This window comes from Exiguobacterium sp. s146 (assembly GCF_018618415.1).
Classification (GTDB): Bacteria; Bacillota; Bacilli; order Exiguobacteriales; family Exiguobacteriaceae; genus Exiguobacterium.
This window is the reverse complement of the sequence record NZ_JACSMA010000009.1, coordinates 1-19,242: the sequence shown is the minus strand read 5'-3', so window position 1 is coordinate 19,242 and position 19,242 is coordinate 1. Positions and strand designations below refer to the sequence as shown.

The window sequence follows — 19,242 nt, the reverse complement described above, 5'->3', positions numbered from 1 at the left end:
GAAAGTAGTTGGGGGTCTCCCCCTGTGAGGATAGGACGTTGCCAGGCCAACGCGAAAGACGATCGAGCATCCGCTCGGTCGTCTTTTTTTGTAGATTCTATGTCAAACATCGATTCTTTTACGACACACATCCTCTATTTCCGAACATTATCAGAGGAAAATAAATGAAACGAACACAATTCTGAACTTTCTGAACATCGTGAATTGAATTGCACTTTCGGGCTATACCTGTTACCATTACAGAAATATTTCGAAACAAAGATTCGGGTCGGATAGAGAAAGGGGCAATCGATTTTTATGTGGGAAAACAAGTTTGCAAAAGAAGGATTAACGTTTGATGACGTCTTACTCGTACCGCGCTTTTCAAATGTCTTACCAAGAGATGTGAGTTTAAGCACTAAACTTTGCGAAGGTCTTGAGCTAAACGTTCCAATCATCAGTGCAGGTATGGATACTGTCACAGAAGCACCGATGGCCATTGCGATGGCGCGTCAAGGCGGCTTAGGAGTCATTCATAAAAACATGTCGATGGAGATGCAGGCTGAACACGTCGATCGCGTTAAACGCTCAGAGAACGGCGTCATCACGAACCCATTCTATTTGACACCGGAGCGTCAAGTGTACGATGCAGAATACTTGATGAGTAAATACCGAATCTCGGGAGTCCCAATCGTCAATTCAGAGACCGAGCGTAAATTGATCGGGATTTTGACAAACCGTGATCTTCGTTTCATCAAAGATTACTCGACTGTGATTGCAGACGTCATGACGACGGAAAACCTCGTCACTGCAAAAGTAGGGACATCCCTAGAAGAAGCAGAACGCATTCTTCATCAACACCGCATTGAAAAATTACCGCTCGTTGACGATTCAGGTGTGTTGAAAGGACTCATTACGACGAAAGATATTGAAAAAGTCGAACAGTTCCCGCATGCTGCCAAAGATAAGCAAGGCCGTTTGCTCGTCGCGGCTGCCGTTGGTGTTACGAAAGATGCTGCATCACGTGCTCAAATTCTTGTTGATGCAGGTGTCGATGCATTAGTCGTCGATACGGCTCACGGACACTCAGCCGGTGTCATCGAGAAAGTGAAGGAACTTCGCGACATGTTCCCGACGCTTCCGATTATCGCTGGGAACGTGGCAACAGCTGAGGCGACACGGGCTTTGATTGAAGCTGGAGCATCGGTCATTAAAGTCGGGATTGGTCCAGGATCAATCTGTACAACACGTGTTGTCGCCGGTGTTGGTGTACCACAAATCACAGCGGTGTATGATTGTGTCACGGAAGCTAGAGAACACGGTGTCACGGTCATCGCTGATGGCGGAATCAAGTACTCAGGCGATATTGTGAAAGCTATTGCAGCTGGAGCTCACGCGGTCATGCTTGGTAGCCTTCTTGCAGGTGTGAAAGAAAGCCCAGGCGAGATGGAAATCTATCAAGGTCGTCAGTTCAAGACGTACCGTGGGATGGGTTCTGAGGCTTCGATGAAACGAGGAAGCCAAGATCGTTACTTCCAAGAAGCTGATAAAAAATTCGTACCAGAAGGTATTGAAGGACGCGTCGCGTATCGTGGCGAACTTGCCGACACAGTCTATCAACTCATCGGAGGCCTTCGCTCGGGAATGGGCTATTGTGGGGCAGCTGATATCCGTGCGCTACGTGAGGATACTCAGTTTATCCGCATGACTGGGGCCGGCTTACAAGAAAGTCACCCACACGATGTCCACATCACGAAAGAAGCTCCAAACTATTCACGCTAAACAACAAGCCGTTGCCTCTAAATCGAGGCAACGGCTTTTCGCTATTATTTTTTTGACTTGGCCACGAGAATGACGGTACCACCATCATCCTGCGCAGGTAAGCTGACGGTGATTTTCCCGTCTCGTTTGACGACGTAATGACGTCCGCTATAGCGGTCGACGAGCGTCGTTTTGTGCTTGAGTTTTGTCTGGAACGTAATCGTTCGTTTGGCTTCTGTCGTGTTCAGAGCTACGAGAACCGAATCCTTGCCGTGCTTCCGTTCAAAGACCGTGTACCCAGTAGCAGAGCCCCCAGCAACGACGGTACGGGTCCCTTTACTAAATACTTTTGAATAGTCGGCACGAATGTTGAGTAGTTTTTGGTAATGCGTATGCATCGCTTTACCTTCCCCTTTGACTCGTTTCCAATCGAAGTCATAACGGTTTTCATTGAACTCGCCCTTATCCATATCCAGCGCATGTTTTCCAGACTGTCCAACTTCTTCACCATAGTAGATGACAGGTTGTCCTTTCGCTGTCATTTGAAGCGATGCGGCGATCATGTGCTTCCCTTCATCGCCTCCAGCACGTGATACGAGGAAACCGTCCTCGTCATGGCTACTGAGGAATTGTCCGAGTGTCGCTTCGTTTGAGAGTTGGGTATTGCGGTATTGAAGCGCACTCTCGACGTCATCAATGTTTCCGTTGATGAAGCGTTCGGCTTGATATTTGAAATCAAAGTCGAGAAGGGAGTCCATCTGGCCACTCTGTAAGTAACCGCCAGTATTGTTCACACTCGCCCCGTAATGTTCACCAATCATTTTGAAATCGGGTTTGATGGCCGTCAATTCGTTTTTGAACGACTTCCATGTTGTGGAGTCGACGTGTTTGACCGTGTCGACACGGAAGTAGTCGATGGTATTGCCTTTTTTCGTCTTCGAGCGTTTAATCCAATCCGTCTGCCATTTGACGAGCTGTTGACGAACGGCAGCCTCTTCGGTCTTAAAGTCAGGTAATCCGGAGAGAGACATCTTCAAATCATCGCCATCGACCGGATTCGAACGAATCATGCCGTCGAACACTTTGCGTTCTTTGTCGGTCGGGAAGTTTGTCGCACCCGTATCTACGGCACCTGGCTCCATCCCGTAGCCAGGGTGGTTCAAAACGACGTCGACCATAATCTTGATACCGCGAGCGTTCGCTTCATCAATCAGGCGATGGAATGCTTTCATGTCGCCGAGGTGCTCATCGAGTTTTTCAAAGTTTTTCGCCCAGTAGCCATGATAGCCATACTGCGAGCCGTCTTTACCATAGCGAAGGTCCCAATCAATGTTATCGACAATCGGTGTAATCCAAATCGTGTTGATGCCTAGCTTATCCAAGTAGTCGAGTTTCTTCGTCACACCGGCAAAGTCACCGCCGTGATATGACTCAAGATGGTCTTGATCATAGTATTCACCGTTCGGGTTGTTGTTCGTTTTATCTCCATCGTAGAAACGGTCGGTCAGCATGAAGTAAATCCGTGCCTCATCCCAATCGAACTCTTGCTTGTCCTTCATCGAGACCGGGCGGACCGTTAACGACGTTTTCGTCTTATGGACGTTACCGTATTGGTCAATCGCAGTAATCGTTAAGAATTTGTTGCCCGGTTTGACGGTATCTTTGACCGCAATCGTCTGCTTGTTGAGGGCCGGGTCGACTTCGAGTTTAGCCGGTCCGCCAAGAGGACGTGCATCGATGAAGAGTTGACGTAGCTTGACGCCTTTCGGCAACGTCGGCTTCACTTGGACGACCGCGTTCTCACGGTAACTGAGGGCTTTCGGTGCCACGCTGGCCGCCAGTTTGACGTTCGGACGACGATATTCGACGCTCGAAGCCTCAAAATAAGGATCCTTCACTTCGGTCGTGACGCCATCTTTTGTGACAAGGAACGTGTAGTCATGTTTGCCTTCCGGTAGTTTGACCGTATGGCGGAACCACTCATTTTTGGCCTCGTACGTCATCGGGTACGTCGTGCCATTGACTTTTAACGCGACGCTATCGATTTCATCGAGTTGTCCGGCTTCATACAAGGCTTTGTCACGGTAGAAGAACGTCACGGCACCATCTTCAAACACAGGCCCTTGAATCGTCGGTACTTGGTGGAACGTCCCTTTGCCGCTCTCGACAACGACTTTCGTCACCCGGTCGCTCCCGAGTTTCACATAACGGTCTTCCCCGTAACCATCTTTCACGGCCCAGTCCGTACCTTTGCGGATGACAAAACCGACATTGGTCGCATCTTTGCCGACCGGGATACGGAAGATGGCGCCGTCCTCGGTGATTTTATACGGGTCAACTTGACCGTCTTTGGCACCCGTGCTCCACGTCCATAAATTCCAGTCCGTGTAATCGTTGTCGGCCCGGACGTATAACATCTCGATGTAGCGTTGCGTTTTCCACGGATCGGCGATTTCAGTGATCGTTTTAAATGACGTCGTCAATGCCGGCAACGTCGTGTTCGACAAGTTGCCTTTCACGGCGTCCGCTGGGAGCGTCGCGGTATACGTTTGATTCAAACCGAGTGCCTCGGTCGGTGTGACCGTCACGGTCGATCCGCTTGCTTCAGCCGTGAACGGCACGGCCGTCTCACCGTTCATCAAGCTGATGTTCGATGCGTCTAGCGACACAGGTTCATTGAACGTCCATGTGATGGGTGACTTGATGTCCACTTGCTCCGATTGGTTGGCTGGTGTGACCGCTGTCACTTCGAGTTGGCTGACCGTCTCGACACCGCTCAATGTGAAGGCAGGGCTATACACCGATTGTGTCGATGGAGTCGCCGAAACGTTCCAACTATCGGCGACTTTGTTGGCCGCATTGCTTGGAATCGTATCGAACGCACCGTGCTCGGTCGCGTTATTCCCGCTGAGTACCGTGAGGACGCGAACAGTATCCTCATTGCTTAAACCAAGCAGGGATAATGGGATTTTGCCTTCAAAGCCTTTCGTGCGGTCAATGGCAAATGAGGCACCGTTCAAGTTGCTCAAGTTTGCGAGCGGTGTGGAGTTCCCTGCTTCATACAGTGCGGCTTCTTTTACTGATGTGTCGCCATCGACGCGAAGTAAAATATGATACTGTGGCTTTTTATCGGTTTGGCTAAAGTTGAACGGATAGCCGAGCGGGTTTGTCGCTACGCCTGAATCTTGTTCGTTGATTTGAAGCGCGATATTTATGTACTGACCATTGTCGCCCCAATTCGGGACGTTGTTCGCATCCACATAAAAGTAAAGGTTACGTGTATCGTTCTGCAGATAGACGTCTCCTAAATCGAAGCCTTGCCAACCCGCCTGTGGGGATGTGGCGAGCGCTGGCGTGTTCGTCCAATCCGTTTTTATGCCATCAACTGAGATTGTCGCAGGCTCGGCCAATGCGTTCATTGGAACGCCGGCTTGGATGAGGAGAACGGAGGATAACAATAGCGTGGTCGTCTGTCGTGCCGCTTTCTTCTTCATAAAGCACCTCTTTCATGGAATGTGTCGTCTACAGGGCAACGAATTGTCAAAATTGTGCAAACGGTTTCAGGAATAGTTTAGCTGAATATGTAAGCGCTCACAATATATTTTTTAAAAAATAATAAAAATGCCTCTCGGTTAAAGAGGCGTTTTGTTCACGAAGCGTCCTTTAACAATCAAACGTTCTGTCGCATCGAACGTGCATGTGATGAGCGTAATCGTCGGTTCTGTTGTCGAATCGAGCACGTCGACCCGTGTCGGGGGGACGGTCTCAAGCGAAGTGACCTCGTATCGAAACGTGTGTGTCATGTCGGTCACGAAGATGGACATACCGACGTCGATGCTATGAAGCGGACCGAATAGGACAGTCGGGCTTTGCGTGTAGTGACCCGCGAGCGCATAGTTTCCGGTGCCCATTCGTTGATTCGGGTCCATCGTTCCGGCGCCGACCGCCAAGTTCTCATTGTCGAGCCCATATAAGATGGGAAGCTCTAGCTCGATTTCTGGAATCGAAATGAGTCCGATGGTCGGTAAATCATGAAACCGATTGCGCACGGTGAAAAGTTGTTCCCACGATAACGGCTCGACGTTTGAAAACTCAAATTCACCGGTTTCTGGCTGTTTCGGCTGAATTTCGGCGGTCACTTGTTGACTGTTCCACGTCGTAAGCTGATCTTTCCACCACGATTCGGATAACAACAGTGCACCAATTAACAAAAGGAGCCCACCGATAACATAGCGTGACCGTTTCATCCACCTCGTCCTTTCTCAATGTTCCAACACGACATGAGCGCACTGACAGCAACGGGTAGCCTGTCTTCGGATAGGGCGGCGAAGCCAAATAAAAACTGAGGCATCGTGTCGCTTGATTCGATGCGATAGTCTGTCATCGCGTTGATCCGGATGTTCGAAGCCTCGGCCAAACGTTTCAATTGATCGCTCGTCTCGGTCGTCCGTACCGACAGGACGACATGAAGGCCGGCACTCGCCCCCGTAATGGAGACGGTCGGCTCATACGGTTTAAAAGCGGCGATGATGGTTTCAAGTTTCCGGCGGTACGTCTTCCGCATCCGATTCAAGTGTTTCTCGAAATCACCGGTCGCCATAAATTCGGCCAACGTGTGTTGTTCGAAACGGGGGACGCTGCACGTGAAGTGACGATAGCGTTCCCGGTAGCGATTCAACAGCGGAGGCGGGAGCACCATATACCCGATGCGCAAAGACGGCATCAATGATTTAGAGAACGTGCTCAAGTAGATGACCCGCTCATTTTGGTCCATGCTTTGCAAAGAGGGGATTGGTTTACCGCTATAACGGAACTCACTATCGTAATCATCTTCAATCACATACGTCTGTCGCTCCGAGGCCCAGTTGAGCAGACGTTGGCGCCGGCTGACCGATAAAATCGTACCGGTCGGAAATTGATGGGCCGGTGTGACATAGAGGGCATCAATCGATGCTTGCTCCACCAAGTCGACACGGACGCCGCTCTCATCGATAGGAATCGGAATGAACGTCCGGCGCTGGTGAGCAAACAGTTGCCGAGTCAGTGGATAACCGGGATCCTCGATGCCGAACGTCGTCGTATCTGGCAGCAGTTCTAACAATTGGGGCAACAGTTGCTCGGTTCCTGATCCGACAACGATTTGTTCGGGAGAACAATGTACGCCGCGCGAATGATAAAGATAGGTCGCAATCTCTTGGCGAAGGATGAAATCACCTTGCACGGAGCCAAGTGACAGCAAATCGTGATGCTCTTCCGAAACGACTTGTTTTACGTGGCGGCGCCACCGCTCGAACGGGAAGGCGGTCGTGTCGATTTGACTCGGATATAAGTCGAAGTCATATGTTTTTTTCACCGGGAGCGGTTCGATGACGCTACTGCCGCGCCGGACGTACAGTTCTTCTTGCGGTAACACGTAAAAACCTTTGCGCGGCAACGACTCGATGTATCCTTCCGCGAGCAACTGGGCGTAGGCCAGTTCGACTGTCGTTTGCGAGACATCTAAAAATTCGCCTAACTTTCGTTTGGACGGAAGTTTCGTCCCGGTGGTGAGGGTGTCATCGACGATAGCTTGTCGAATGTGCAAATAGAGTTGTTCATATAACGGGACGCTCGAGTCAGCCTCGAGCGAGAACGTGAGCATATCCATGATGTGTCCTTTCTAGTCAGCCAAAGAAAAAATAGAGTACGAATCCGACGACGAGGAAAAGCGAGACAACTCCCGGCTTCCCGAAAAAGCTGCGCTCCTGCGCGTCGTCACGACTGTTCCATTGATTCATTCCATCATCTCCTTTAATCTTTACAACATTCGAGAATCGGGAAATGAAGTCCTTTATTCAAACTGACCACTTCAAAAAATATAAAACTGGCACTTTCAATATAGTCAAATCAATTTATACTTGCAAGTAGACTAGCTTATTGGAGGGGATCCATTTGGAAAAGAGACAAGTAGGGACAGACAAAGTAAAACGCGGTATGGCCGAGATGCAAAAAGGTGGCGTCATCATGGACGTTATCAACGCGGAGCAAGCCAAAATTGCTGAAGCAGCAGGTGCAGTTGCCGTCATGGCACTCGAGCGCGTACCTTCAGATATTCGTAAAATGGGCGGCGTCGCGCGTATGGCCGACCCGACAATCATTGAAGACGTCATGGGTGCGGTATCCGTACCGGTCATGGCGAAGTGCCGCATCGGTCACATCGCGGAAGCGCGTGTCCTTGAATCAATGGGGGTTGATTTCATTGACGAGAGCGAAGTATTGACACCTGCTGACGAAGAATTCCATCTCTACAAACGTGACTACAACGCACCATTCGTCTGTGGCGCGCGTGACCTTGGTGAAGCATCACGCCGCATCGGCGAAGGGGCAGCGATGATCCGGACGAAAGGTGAGCCGGGAACGGGAAACATCGTTGAAGCGGTTCGTCATATGCGTACGGTTCAAGCCCAAGTGAAACGCTTGCTCTCAATGAGCGTCGACGAAGTGATGACGGAAGCGCGCGACCTAGGTGCCCCGTTTGAAGTACTCATGCAAATCCGTGAAGCAGGTCGCCTCCCGGTCGTCAACTTCGCAGCAGGCGGCATTGCGACACCAGCCGATGCGGCACTCATGATGCACCTCGGAGCGGACGGCGTCTTTGTCGGATCAGGAATCTTCAAAGCTGAAAATCCTGAGAAGTTCGCCCGTGCCATCGTTGAAGCGACGACGTACCATGATGACTACGAGCGCATCGCGCACTTGTCGAAAGGTCTCGGCGAAGCGATGAAAGGACTCGACGTCCGCACGCTCAAGCCTGAAGAACTCATGGCGCCGCGAGGTTGGTAAGATGACCACGATTGGTGTACTCGGAATGCAAGGTGCGATTCGTGAACACGTCCATATGCTTGAAGCACTTGGTGCGGATACGCTCGTCGTCCGCTCGGTCGATGACTTGAATCGAATCGATGGACTCGTTTTACCGGGTGGGGAGAGCACGGCGATGCGCCGTCTGCTCGATCGGTACGAGTTGCTCGAGCCGTTACGTGAGAACACGGAATTGCCGATGTTCGGAACGTGCGCCGGTTTGATTTTACTCGCGACTGAAGTGGAAGGGTATAATGCGCATTTGCGTAAAATCCCGATGACGGTCAAACGGAACGCGTTCGGACGACAAGTCGATAGCTTTGAAGTCGATTTAGCGGTCAAAGGAATCGATGATGCGGTCGAAGCGGTGTTCATTCGAGCACCGCAAGTCGCATCGGTCGAAGCAAACGTCGACGTGCTCGCCGAAGTCGAAGAGGCGATTGTCGCGGTTCGGTATGACAAGTATATGGCCTGCTCGTTCCATCCGGAATTGACAGACGACTTGTCGATGCACCGCTATTTCTTAGATATGGTTGAAGCGACGAAGCGACAACTCGCCTGATGGAAAGGCTCCCTAGCAAATAGGGAGTCTTTTTCATGTGTTTTTTTGCTACACTGTAACGAGATACGTATAGAAAGGGGCAAGACCGTGAGACAAAGATGGATCGGATGGATGCTCGTTTGGGCAATCCTTTTAAATATGATCGTGCCGACAGATGCATCGGCGGCACCTAAAGTCGACGCGACCGGCGCGATGCTCGTGGACATGACGACGGGACAAATTCTGTTCGCGCAAGAAGAAGACGCCATGCTTCCTCCGGCATCAATCACGAAGCTGATGACCGCATTTTTAGTCCGTGAAGCCATCGAAGCGGGCGACCTCAGTTGGAACCAGGAAGTGACCCCGAGCGACAAGGCGTTGGCGCTGACTCGAAAACCAGGACTGGCGCGAATTCCGCTCGTCAATAAACCGTATACGGTAAAAGAATTGTATGATGTGGCGTTGATTCGTTCCGCGAACGAGGCAGCGGTCACATTGGCCGAGGCTGTCTCCGGTTCGGAAGGCGTGTTTGTAAAGAAAATGAACGAGCGGGCGACTGAACTCGGCATGACCCAAACGACATTCGCCAATGCGTCGGGACTCGACTCGGTGTCAGCGGGGCGTCCTGGGGAAAATCTGACCTCAGCCAATGACTTGATGATGCTCGCATTGGCTTATTTGACGAAATTCCCAGAAGTGCTCGATGTGACGAAACAAGCGTATGTCGATATCGATGGTGTCCGTTTCGAAGCGACGAACCGGATGCTCGCCGGTCGTGATTTGGCATACCCGGGGATGCTCGGATTTAAAACCGGTACGACCGATGACGCCGGATACTGCTTTATCGGCGTGTCGACGCGAGACGGACGGACCGTGCTGTCGGTCGTTCTCGGAGCGGAAACCGATCAAGGCCGCTATACCGCCACAAAGGCCCTTCATGACTATGCCTATGGCGATTTCGTCTTGACTCCGATTTTACGGACCGGTGAAATTGTCCCGGCGACGCTCCATGTTGCCGAAGGTACAGTCGAGTCGGCGAAAGTGCGTACCACATCAGCCTTTGAAGTGCTCGTGGAGAAAGGGCAGGCTGTTCCCGAACCGACGTATGACCTTCCCGATACGAAAGCACCGATTGCGGCCGATCAACAGGTCGGGACCGTCACGATTGAGCCTGCCGGAAGCGTTCGGTATCTCGACGGAGAACAACCACCGAAAGGAACGCTCGTTGCGGCCGAACCGGTCGAGATGGCATCATTTTTGACACGCATGACGCGGGCCTTCTCTGACTTTTTAGATGAGATTCGACTTGTGCTCGGAAAACTGAGTCTTGTCGATAGAGTTGAGATGTTGTAAAGTAAAACTAATTCAATGACAGATGCAATGATGGGGAAAAGTACGTTATGATCATCTACTGACAGAGAGCTAGTGGTTGGTGCAAACTAGTGGGATGATGTAACCGAATCGGCCTCGGAGCATTGGCTTGGAAACAAGTCACGTTACGCACACGTTACGTGCATCGAGTGGCCCGATTTCGGGCAACGAGGGTGGCAACGCGGATCCAAGGTGGTTCGTCCCTTTCCTACGGGAAAGGGGCGTGCCACCTTTTTATGTGAAAAAAGGAGGAAGAACGAATGTTAGACATTAAACGATTACGAACAGATTTTGAAGAGATTAAAGCGAAGCTGGCTCATCGCGGCGAGGATTTGAGTGCGCTTGATCGTTTCCCAGAACTAGAAGAGAAACGCCGCAATTTGATCAATGAGGTCGAAGTGAAAAAAGCGAAGCGAAATGAAGCGACGAAGCAAATTGCGGAATTGAAACGCAATAAGCAAGATGCAGATGGACCGATTCTCGAGACGCGCCGTCTTGGCGACGAAATCAAATTGCTCGATGAAGAGTTGCGTGAAGTCGAGGCCGAGTTGAACTTGATTCTCCTCAGCATCCCGAACATCCCACACGAATCAACACCGATTGGTGAAACGGAAGACGATAACGTCACAATCCGGGAAGTCGGAACAAAACCGACGTTCGAATTCGAACTAAAACAGCATTGGGACGTCATGGAAGACTTGAAAATCGTTGACGTGGAACGAGCAGGGAAAGTGACCGGCAGCCGGTTCGTGTTTTATAAAGGGCTCGGCGCCCGTCTTGAACGTGCCCTCATCAACTTCATGATGGATATGCATGCCGATGAACATGGCTATTCTGAAGTGCTCCCTCCTTACATGGTCAACCGTGACGCGATGACCGGGACGGGACAACTTCCTAAGTTCGAAGAAGACGCGTTCAAGGTGGCAGACACGAACTACTTCCTCGTCCCAACGGCAGAAGTCCCAGTGACGAACATGCACCGTGACGAGATTATTGCGGAAGACCAGCTTCCAATCACATACACAGCGTATAGCGCTTGCTTCCGTTCAGAAGCGGGATCAGCGGGACGCGACACACGTGGTTTGATTCGTCAGCACCAGTTCAACAAAGTCGAACTCGTGCGATTCGTGAAACCGGAAGAGTCTTATGAACAACTTGAACTCTTGACGGGCCACGCGGAAGAAGTGTTAAAACGTCTCGGCCTCCCGTACCAAGTACTCAGCATGTGCACGGCTGACCTCGGTTTCACGGCGGCGAAAAAATACGACATCGAAGTATGGATGCCGGCACAAGGGATGTACCGTGAGATCTCATCTTGCTCAAACTTTGAAGATTTCCAAGCACGCCGGGCCGGAATCCGTTTCCGCCGCGATGCGAATGCGAAACCGGAATTCGTCCACACGCTCAACGGATCTGGCCTCGCGGTCGGCCGGACCGTGGCTGCGATTTTAGAGAACTTCCAACAGGCTGACGGCTCGGTCGTCATCCCAGAAGTGCTCCGTCCGTACATGGGTGGTGTCGAGAAAATTGAAATGCCTCGTTAAGGCAGCATCTACCCCGTCTGAACTGTTTTGTTCAGACGGGATTTTTTTCGGTTTTTTTTAATGTTTTTGCGCAAAAGGGTTTGACATCTGTCTGCCAAGTTGGTACTATAAATCATGTCGAGCGAGATGTTTGCTCGCCAATTGTATATGAGCTTTGGAGGTGTACCCAAGTGGTTTAAGGGAACGGTCTTGAAAACCGTCAGGGGTGTAATAGCCTGCGTGGGTTCGAATCCCACCACCTCCTCCACTTTCTTTTTTTTACACTTTTTTAAGCCTGGAGTTGTACCCAAGCCCGGCTGAAGGGGACGGACTCGAAATCCGTTAGGAGTCGTAAGGCTCGCGTGGGTTCGAATCCCACCAACTCCGCTTGTTTTGGCATCTGCATGGGCAGATGCGTTTTTTTATGGTCGTAGACTCCGGTCTACGGCTTTTTTGTTTGTGTCAATCCTGCGAAATGCCACTAATTCGTTGAGCAATCGGGAATCTTATTCATATAGACTGTAATGGCGCAGACGGAAGGAGTGGAGCGTCATGAATTGGATTGACGTATATATCGATGAAGTCGTGCGGCACGTCCCTCCGAAACGGCGGGACGAAGCGGCCGTTGCCGTTCGACAATCCATTGAATCATCATTGTCAGACGAACCGAACGAAGCGGAAGTGAAGCGGGTGTTAGAGGAGATGGGGCATCCGGTCGTGGTGGCGGCGCGTTACAAACAAGGGCAATACGTGGTCGGTCCTCGCTTTTTCCCGATGTATGTGACCGTTATTAAATTGGTCGTTCCAATCGTCTTAGCGCTCGTTTTCTTCGGGCTTGTGTTTGCGAGCATTCCGACGTTCTCGGGGCCATTATTTCCGACGGTCGGTACGTTCCTTACGAACATGTTTGATGCGTTATGGGATGTCGCGATTCAGCTCATCTTTTGGATCACCCTCGTCTTCTTTTTGATTGAGCGTTACGCACCTGAAGATACGCCGGCACCGGATATGAAGTGGGACGTGTCGAAATTGAAAGAGTATGCACGAGGTGGTCGCATCAGCAAGTTCGATGCCGGATTCGGTTTATTTTGGACGGCCGTGTGGTTCGCGGTGTATCTCAACGCCGAACGTTTGCTAGGGATTTATGAATCGACAGCCACGGGTTTTTCGATGATTACGCCGATCTTTAACCAAGCGTTTTTGATGGACGTGATTGGGTTGTTTGTCACCGTCATTTTGCTCCAAGTCGTACTCGGAGTATGGAAATGGATGAAAGGGCATTGGACGTATGCACTCGCATCCTATAACTTGGTGTACAATCTCATCTCGGCGACGTTCATCATTTGGATGGCGGGCTCTTCGCGCTTGTTCGATGCGCGTTTTCTAAGCTGGATTGAGACGAACGTCCCGGACGGGGTGCTCTCGTTTGATTGGGTGTTCGGGTTGGTTGTCGCCATCACGATTTTGGCAGCCGTGTTCGACTCCATCGATGGATTCCGGAAAGCTCGGAAGACGCCGACGTATCGAAAACCTCATATCGCCCACACGTAAAAAGAAGGTGCGCCGCTCAAATGAGCAGTGCACCTTCTTGGCTTATCTGACTTTCGCTTCGCGAGCGATCGTCAATTGTTTCTCGATTTTCTCAAGGATGAGTTCAACCGAGTTTGGGTCGTTAATCAAGTCATACTCTTCGATTGAGAGACGGAGTACCGGGCAAAGATTGAAGTTGTTGATCCACTCCGTATAGCGCGCGTACATTTCTTCCCAATACGTGATTGGTGTTTGTTGCTCCATCTCACGTCCACGCATTTGGATGCGGTCGAGCACTTGCTCGAATGAACCTTCGAGATAGATGAGCAAATCAGGATGTGGGAAGAACGGTGTCAACACCATCGCTTCAAACAAACTTGAGTACGTCTCGTAGTCGGTTGGAGACATCGTTCCTTTTTCGTAATGCATTTTGGCAAAGATGCCTGTATCTTCATAAATCGAACGGTCTTGGATGAAGCCGCCACCATATTGGAAAATCTTCTTCTGTTCCTTGAAGCGTTCCGCCAAGAAATAGATTTGAAGGTGGAAGCTCCAACGCTCGAAGTCATGATAGAATTTATCGAGATAAGGGTTCGTATCTACTTTCTCAAGTGAAGTGCGGAAGTTGAGGGCGTCGGCAAGTGAGTTCGTGATTGTCGATTTACCGATTCCGACCATTCCACCGATCGTGATGATCGTGTCATTCGGAATGTTATATTTTTCATTCAGCGTCATTTGATTTGTGCTCCTTTAGTCAATTCTAATTCACGTTCAATCGTTGCGAGGACGTGCGTCAAATCATCCGGGTTTTGGACGAAGTCGAGCTCATCTCCACTAAACGATAGAATCGTCACTTCGGGGTGTGTCGCGCGGTATGATTCGATGAACGTTTCATAATCGCGGGCGAGCTGTTCGAGGTAGTCACGAGACATATTCTCTTCTACTTCACGTCCACGCAACGCGACACGTTTCATCAACGTCTCGATGCTGGCGTGTAAGTAGATGACGACATCAGGCTTTGGCATATCGTGTGTCAAAATCTTATAGATTTGCTCATATTTGTTCAAATGAGCGGGTCTCAGGGAACGGTGAGCAAAAATCAAGTTTTTGAAAATATGATAGTCCGAAACGACGGATTGCTGTTGACTCAAGTGGTGTTTGTGGATATCGTCTAATTGCTTGAAGCGATTGCAAAGGAAAAACATTTCCGTTTGAAAGCTCCATTCGTCGATATCTTCGTAAAACTTGCCGAGAAACGGATTCTCTTCTACAATTTCATTCAGCATCTGCATTGAAAAGTGCTGACTGATGATATGGGCCAGTGACGTTTTCCCGACACCAATCGGTCCCTCTACCGTTATAAACATATGATGTCATCCTCCATTATCCAAAGTGCAAGTTCCATTCTAGCATACAATGAAGTGGATAGGGCGAGCGAAATGATTTTCATTTTTTTTCATAATAAGTGATCAGAAACGGAGTGTGTATATGGAACGAGATGAACGATTTATGAGGCTCGCCATAGAAGAAGCAAAGAAGGCGGAAGCAATCGGCGAGGTCCCGATTGGGTGCGTCATCGTCAAAGGGGATGAGGTGATTGCCGCGGGTCATAATCGGAGAGAAACGGACTTGTTGGCAGCGGCTCATGCCGAAATGATTGCGATTGAACAAGCGAACCAGGCGCTCGGCAATTGGCGCTTAGAAGATTGCGAACTGTTCGTCACGTTAGAGCCGTGCCCGATGTGTGCGGGCGCCATCGTGTTGTCTCGTGTCAAGCGTGTCATCTTTGGGGCCCATGATCCGAAAGGTGGATGCTGTGGGACACTCATGAACCTGGTTCAAGACGAGCGCTTCAATCACCAAGCCGAAGTGACGGAAAATGTTTTAGCAGAAGAGTGTGGGGAGTTGCTGACGATATTCTTCCGAAATCTTAGAGAACGGAAGAAGCAGGTGCGGCTTGAACAGAGAGGTTGCAACCCATCTGATTAAACAGTATAATGTAATAGCACTCAACGTAGTGCCTAACTTCATTTACCCATTTGCCGTGCTAGGTGGGGAGGTAGCGGTGCCCTGTAACTCGCAATCCGCTATAGCGAGACTGAATTCCGATTCGAGGGAGTGCATTGGTGTGGCCTGTCCTCGTGTAAGTGGCGTTGACGTCTGAGTCCTGCGCAACGGTCACCCATGAACCAGGTCAGGTCCGGAAGGAAGCAGCCTTAAGTGGTGACGTACCGTGTGCCGCAGGGGTGCTTGGGCCGAGCAAACTGCATGAGTAACGCACATTGACGTGCTTTCAGAAATCGGTGCGCGGCAGATTTATTTAATAACTTCAATCTACGGCCCCAGGGTTGTAGATTTTTTTGTATGATGAAATAGAGAATGTAAGGAAGAAAGGAGGCGGGGACATGGCGTATCAAGCGTTGTATCGGGTTTATCGTCCGCAGTCGTTCCAAGAGGTAGTCGGTCAAATTCATATCACACGTACGATTCAAAATGCGTTGCTTGAGGAACGAATGTCACATGCCTATTTGTTCTCGGGTCCACGAGGGACCGGGAAGACAAGTCTGGCGAAAATTATCGCGAAAGCCATCAACTGTGAGACAGCACCTACACGAGAACCGTGTAACACGTGTCCGACTTGTGTCGCCATCACGGAAGGGACGAGCCCGGACGTATTTGAAATTGATGCGGCTTCAAATAATGGGGTCGACGAGATTCGAGAAATTCGGGATAAGGTCAAATATCCGCCTTCTCAAGCCCGTTTCAAAGTATATATCATTGATGAAGTGCATATGCTTTCGACGGGGGCGTTCAACGCCTTATTGAAAACGTTGGAAGAACCACCGGCGCATGCTATCTTTATTTTGGCGACGACAGAGCCGCATAAAATTCCGGCGACAATCATCTCACGTTGTCAGCGCTTTGACGTGAAACGGCATGAAGTCGGTCAATTGCAAACACGGATGGCGTACATCTTGAACGATCAAGATTATGACTATGATCCAGAGGCGCTCAAGTTGATTGCCCGTGCTGCTGATGGCGGCATGCGAGATGCGCTCAGCCTACTCGACCAAGCACTCGCTTTCAGTGATGGCCGTTTGACGGAAGACGCTGTGTTAGAAGTAACAGGCGCGGTGACAGATGATGCCTTGCTTGATATGGCTTATGGTTTACAACAGAAGCAACTTGATCAAATTTTGAGTACGTTGGAAACGATGCTTCGCGAAGGTAAGGATTTGAAGCGATTCATTGAAGATCTCGTATTCGTTCATCGTGACGCTTTACTCTTAAAGGCTTCACCGCAAGCGGTCGATTTGCTCGAACGAGCCCGCCCGACTGAGACGTTCCGACAATTTGTTGAAGCGACGTCGACGGACGAACTGTTCCAAGTGATTGAAGAGTTGAATGACTGTCAGCAACAGATGCGATTATCGAACCATCCCAAAGTCTTAGTGGAGTTAACGTTTATTCGGATTGCCGAACAAGGACGGACAATGACGGAACAGATGAAGCAACTTCAAGAGCAAGTTCGTGAACTGAGTCGCGAGTTGAGCGAAGTTAAGAAAACGGGTGTGCCTGCAGCGGAAGCCACTACGGAGAAACCTAAAGTTGCCAAACGAACTCAAATTCGAGTCCCGAAAGAGCGGATTCGTCAATTGTTGCAACGAGCGGAACGCCAACATTTAAACGCAATTCGTGATAGCTGGGAAGACATCATGGGGAATATCCGCACGCAAGATGGCCCGATATTTGCATTGTTCTATGAGAGTGAGGCTGTGCTTTGTGCTAGTGACACCTTACTGGTACAATTTAAAGATGGGATGACGTGGCATTACGAGCAGGTTAGCTCGAACGGTCGCACGCGAGACGTGATTGAACAAGCCTTATTTGAAGTGACGGGGATTCGTCGAGAGATCATGGCTGTACTCGAGACCGATTGGGTTGAATTGAAGAATGAGTTCATCCTTCGTAAACAAGCTGAACGTTCGGATCATCAGGAAGAGGTAGTGGATGAAGAGGATCCACTTGTCTCAAAAGCCCTCGAACGTTTCGGTGACGTCGTTGAAATTGAAGAAGTTTAAAAGGAGGCGCTCTACATGCGTGGAATGGGAAACATGAACAACATGATGAAGCAAATGCAGAAAATGCAGAAAGATATGGCGAAAGCTCAAGAAGAATTGAAGGACTTAACGGTTGAAGGTACAGCAGGCGGTGGCATGGTCAAAGTAATCGTCAGCGGACATAAAGAAGTGCTCGATGTCATTATTGCTGAAGATGCTGTCGATCCAGATGACGTCGAAATGTTGCAAGATCTTGTATTGGCAGCGGTCAACGACGGGATGAAGCAAGCGGACCAGCTAGTTAATGATAAAATGGGACGTTTCACGCAAGGGATGAACCTTCCAGGTTTTTAAGTGAAGAAAGGAAAGATGCGAGTTGCAATATCCTGAAGCGATCGGACGTTTGATTGAAAGCTTTACAAAATTGCCGGGCATTGGTCCGAAAACTGCTATACGTCTAGCATTCCACGTACTTGATATGGAAGAAGACGATGTGCTGACATTCGCTAAGGCGCTTGTCAGTGCGAAGCGTGATATTAAGTATTGTACGGTGTGCGGACACATTACAGATGTTGACCCGTGTGCAATTTGTACAGATTCGCATCGTGATGAGACGGTAGTCTGTGTCGTTCAAGATTCTAGAGATGTGATTGCGATGGAAAAGATGCGAGAGTATCGCGGGAAGTATCATGTCTTGCATGGAGCGATTAGTCCGATGGAAGGGATTGGCCCTGAAGACATTAACGTCTCGAGTCTGTTAACGCGTCTCCAAGAAAATGAAGCGATTAGTGAAGTCATTTTGGCAACTAACCCGAACATTGAAGGGGAAGCGACTTCGATGTATCTATCTCGACTTTTGAAACCGACTGGTATCCGTGTGACACGTCTTGCTCACGGTTTGCCTGTGGGTGGCGATTTGGAATACGCGGATGAAGTGACATTATCTAGAGCGATGGAAGGTCGACGGGAACTATGAAATGGTTTCGTAAACCTTTACGCTATGATTACGATCGAAGGTTTTTGTCGGAGTTGTTACATGCTAAGGCAAATTACGAATCAAAACGTCACATTCTTGAAGTGAGCATCGAAGATACCGGGGAGTTAGCAGCACAAGTAAAACAAGCGGAAGCCCTTTACTTCTTTTATTTGAAAGAAGCAAAGCAACGCAACGTTTCACTTTCGAACTTGAGGTCGTAAGGCGAGATATTCAATCTCGCCTTTTTATATGTATAGGATACAGTGATTATTTTTTCTCTATATAATGAAGGAACTAGAATTGCATCTCGAGATTTAATCAACTTGAAACGCGAGAAAAAATAATTTAAAGTTTTTCTAAAAAAGCTATTGTACATTTAAAGTTTTATTGATATATTAATAGACGTCGCCGAGAGCGGTTTTGAAAATCTAAATAAAGTTGTTGACTTCCGATTGATAGCTTGTTAAGATATTTAAGTCGCCAAGAAACGACAGACGAACTTTGAAAACTGAACGATGAGGCAAAAAAAGTTTTACAATTTTTGAATGAAGCGCAAGCTTTGTCATTTTTAAAGAGCTATATCAAATTCTTTGGAGAGTTTGATCCTGGCTCAGGACGAACGCTGGCGGCGTGCCTAATACATGCAAGTCGAGCGCAGGA

General features: G+C 49.5%; 16 protein-coding genes, 2 tRNA genes, 1 rRNA gene, 1 other RNA gene and 1 other annotated feature. Of the genes, 15 read left to right on the top strand and 5 right to left on the bottom strand.

What is annotated here, in order from left to right:
* Window positions 1-297 precede the first annotated feature (297 nt).
* Window positions 298-1,761 carry an IMP dehydrogenase gene (gene guaB, locus KNP83_RS14850; RefSeq protein WP_214763105.1) on the top strand — a complete coding sequence of 488 codons (1,464 nt, stop codon included), beginning with the start codon at window positions 298-300 and terminating at the stop codon, window positions 1,759-1,761.
* A 44-nt stretch (window positions 1,762-1,805) separates the two neighbouring features.
* Here guaB and KNP83_RS14845 read toward each other — a convergent pair whose 3' ends face one another.
* The 3 genes from KNP83_RS14845 to pdxR all read right to left on the bottom strand — a co-directional run bounded on the left by KNP83_RS14845 (window position 1,806) and on the right by pdxR (window position 7,387).
* On the bottom strand, window positions 1,806-5,234 hold the full coding sequence (locus tag KNP83_RS14845) for an alpha-amylase family glycosyl hydrolase (protein ID WP_214763104.1): 3,429 nt from the start codon (window positions 5,232-5,234) through the stop codon (window positions 1,806-1,808).
* A 138-nt stretch (window positions 5,235-5,372) separates the two neighbouring features.
* Window positions 5,373-5,987 (bottom strand): class A sortase, encoded by a 615-nt coding sequence (locus KNP83_RS14840; protein ID WP_214763103.1) that lies wholly within the window; start codon window positions 5,985-5,987, stop codon window positions 5,373-5,375.
* Window positions 5,984-7,387: a MocR-like pyridoxine biosynthesis transcription factor PdxR gene (gene pdxR, locus KNP83_RS14835; protein WP_214763102.1), complete on the bottom strand. Its 1,404-nt coding sequence runs from the start codon at window positions 7,385-7,387 to the stop codon at window positions 5,984-5,986. The genes KNP83_RS14840 and pdxR overlap by 4 nt, the downstream gene beginning before the upstream one ends.
* A gap of 284 nt (window positions 7,388-7,671) precedes the next feature.
* Here pdxR and pdxS point away from each other — a divergent pair, with 284 nt between their 5' ends.
* The 7 genes from pdxS to KNP83_RS14800 all read left to right on the top strand — a co-directional run bounded on the left by pdxS (window position 7,672) and on the right by KNP83_RS14800 (window position 13,566).
* Window positions 7,672-8,562 (top strand): pyridoxal 5'-phosphate synthase lyase subunit PdxS, encoded by an 891-nt coding sequence (pdxS, locus tag KNP83_RS14830; RefSeq protein ID WP_214763101.1) that lies wholly within the window; start codon window positions 7,672-7,674, stop codon window positions 8,560-8,562.
* A gap of 1 nt (window position 8,563) precedes the next feature.
* Window positions 8,564-9,142, top strand: a complete 579-nt coding sequence (gene pdxT, locus KNP83_RS14825; RefSeq protein ID WP_214763100.1) for a pyridoxal 5'-phosphate synthase glutaminase subunit PdxT — start codon at window positions 8,564-8,566, stop codon at window positions 9,140-9,142.
* Window positions 9,143-9,229: 87 nt separating this feature from the next.
* Window positions 9,230-10,474 carry a D-alanyl-D-alanine carboxypeptidase family protein gene (locus KNP83_RS14820; RefSeq protein WP_353048576.1) on the top strand — a complete coding sequence of 415 codons (1,245 nt, stop codon included), beginning with the start codon at window positions 9,230-9,232 and terminating at the stop codon, window positions 10,472-10,474.
* Window positions 10,475-10,492: 18 nt separating this feature from the next.
* Window positions 10,493-10,700: a binding site (T-box leader), on the top strand.
* Window positions 10,701-10,752: 52 nt separating this feature from the next.
* Window positions 10,753-12,036 carry a serine--tRNA ligase gene (serS, locus tag KNP83_RS14815; protein ID WP_214763099.1) on the top strand — a complete coding sequence of 428 codons (1,284 nt, stop codon included), beginning with the start codon at window positions 10,753-10,755 and terminating at the stop codon, window positions 12,034-12,036.
* A 156-nt stretch (window positions 12,037-12,192) separates the two neighbouring features.
* A tRNA-Ser gene (locus KNP83_RS14810) sits at window positions 12,193-12,283 on the top strand.
* Window positions 12,284-12,312: 29 nt separating this feature from the next.
* Window positions 12,313-12,402: transfer RNA gene (locus KNP83_RS14805), tRNA-Ser, on the top strand.
* Between the two features lie 165 nt (window positions 12,403-12,567).
* The gene (locus KNP83_RS14800) at window positions 12,568-13,566 is read left to right on the top strand and encodes a hypothetical protein (protein WP_214763098.1); all 999 of its coding nucleotides are present in this window, start codon (window positions 12,568-12,570) and stop codon (window positions 13,564-13,566) included.
* A gap of 42 nt (window positions 13,567-13,608) precedes the next feature.
* Here the strand turns inward: KNP83_RS14800 and KNP83_RS14795 are convergent, their stop codons facing one another.
* Together KNP83_RS14795 and KNP83_RS14790 are read right to left on the bottom strand one after the other, a co-directional pair.
* Complete coding sequence (locus KNP83_RS14795) at window positions 13,609-14,280, bottom strand: deoxynucleoside kinase (protein ID WP_021065290.1); 672 nt, start codon at window positions 14,278-14,280, stop codon at window positions 13,609-13,611.
* Complete coding sequence (locus tag KNP83_RS14790) at window positions 14,277-14,912, bottom strand: deoxynucleoside kinase (RefSeq protein ID WP_029596452.1); 636 nt, start codon at window positions 14,910-14,912, stop codon at window positions 14,277-14,279. Before KNP83_RS14790 ends, KNP83_RS14795 begins: the two co-directional genes overlap by 4 nt.
* Before the next feature lie 121 nt (window positions 14,913-15,033).
* Here KNP83_RS14790 and tadA point away from each other — a divergent pair, with 121 nt between their 5' ends.
* The 7 genes from tadA to KNP83_RS14755 form a co-directional block, all read left to right on the top strand.
* A complete protein-coding gene (gene tadA, locus KNP83_RS14785; protein ID WP_214763097.1) occupies window positions 15,034-15,534 on the top strand; it encodes a tRNA adenosine(34) deaminase TadA in 501 nt (166 codons plus the stop codon).
* 53 nt (window positions 15,535-15,587) lie between these two features.
* An RNA gene (ffs, locus tag KNP83_RS14780) (signal recognition particle sRNA large type) lies at window positions 15,588-15,856 on the top strand.
* A gap of 94 nt (window positions 15,857-15,950) precedes the next feature.
* Window positions 15,951-17,627, top strand: coding sequence for a DNA polymerase III subunit gamma/tau (gene dnaX / locus KNP83_RS14775; protein ID WP_214763096.1), 1,677 nt, complete (start codon window positions 15,951-15,953; stop codon window positions 17,625-17,627).
* Between the two features lie 15 nt (window positions 17,628-17,642).
* Window positions 17,643-17,960: a YbaB/EbfC family nucleoid-associated protein gene (locus KNP83_RS14770; RefSeq protein WP_034781885.1), complete on the top strand. Its 318-nt coding sequence runs from the start codon at window positions 17,643-17,645 to the stop codon at window positions 17,958-17,960.
* A 22-nt stretch (window positions 17,961-17,982) separates the two neighbouring features.
* A complete protein-coding gene (gene recR, locus KNP83_RS14765; RefSeq protein ID WP_021065285.1) occupies window positions 17,983-18,582 on the top strand; it encodes a recombination mediator RecR in 600 nt (199 codons plus the stop codon).
* Window positions 18,579-18,803 carry a YaaL family protein gene (locus tag KNP83_RS14760; RefSeq protein ID WP_214763095.1) on the top strand — a complete coding sequence of 75 codons (225 nt, stop codon included), beginning with the start codon at window positions 18,579-18,581 and terminating at the stop codon, window positions 18,801-18,803. Before recR ends, KNP83_RS14760 begins: the two co-directional genes overlap by 4 nt.
* A 366-nt stretch (window positions 18,804-19,169) precedes the next feature.
* Window positions 19,170-19,242, top strand: a 16S ribosomal RNA gene (locus tag KNP83_RS14755); the annotation flags it as partial.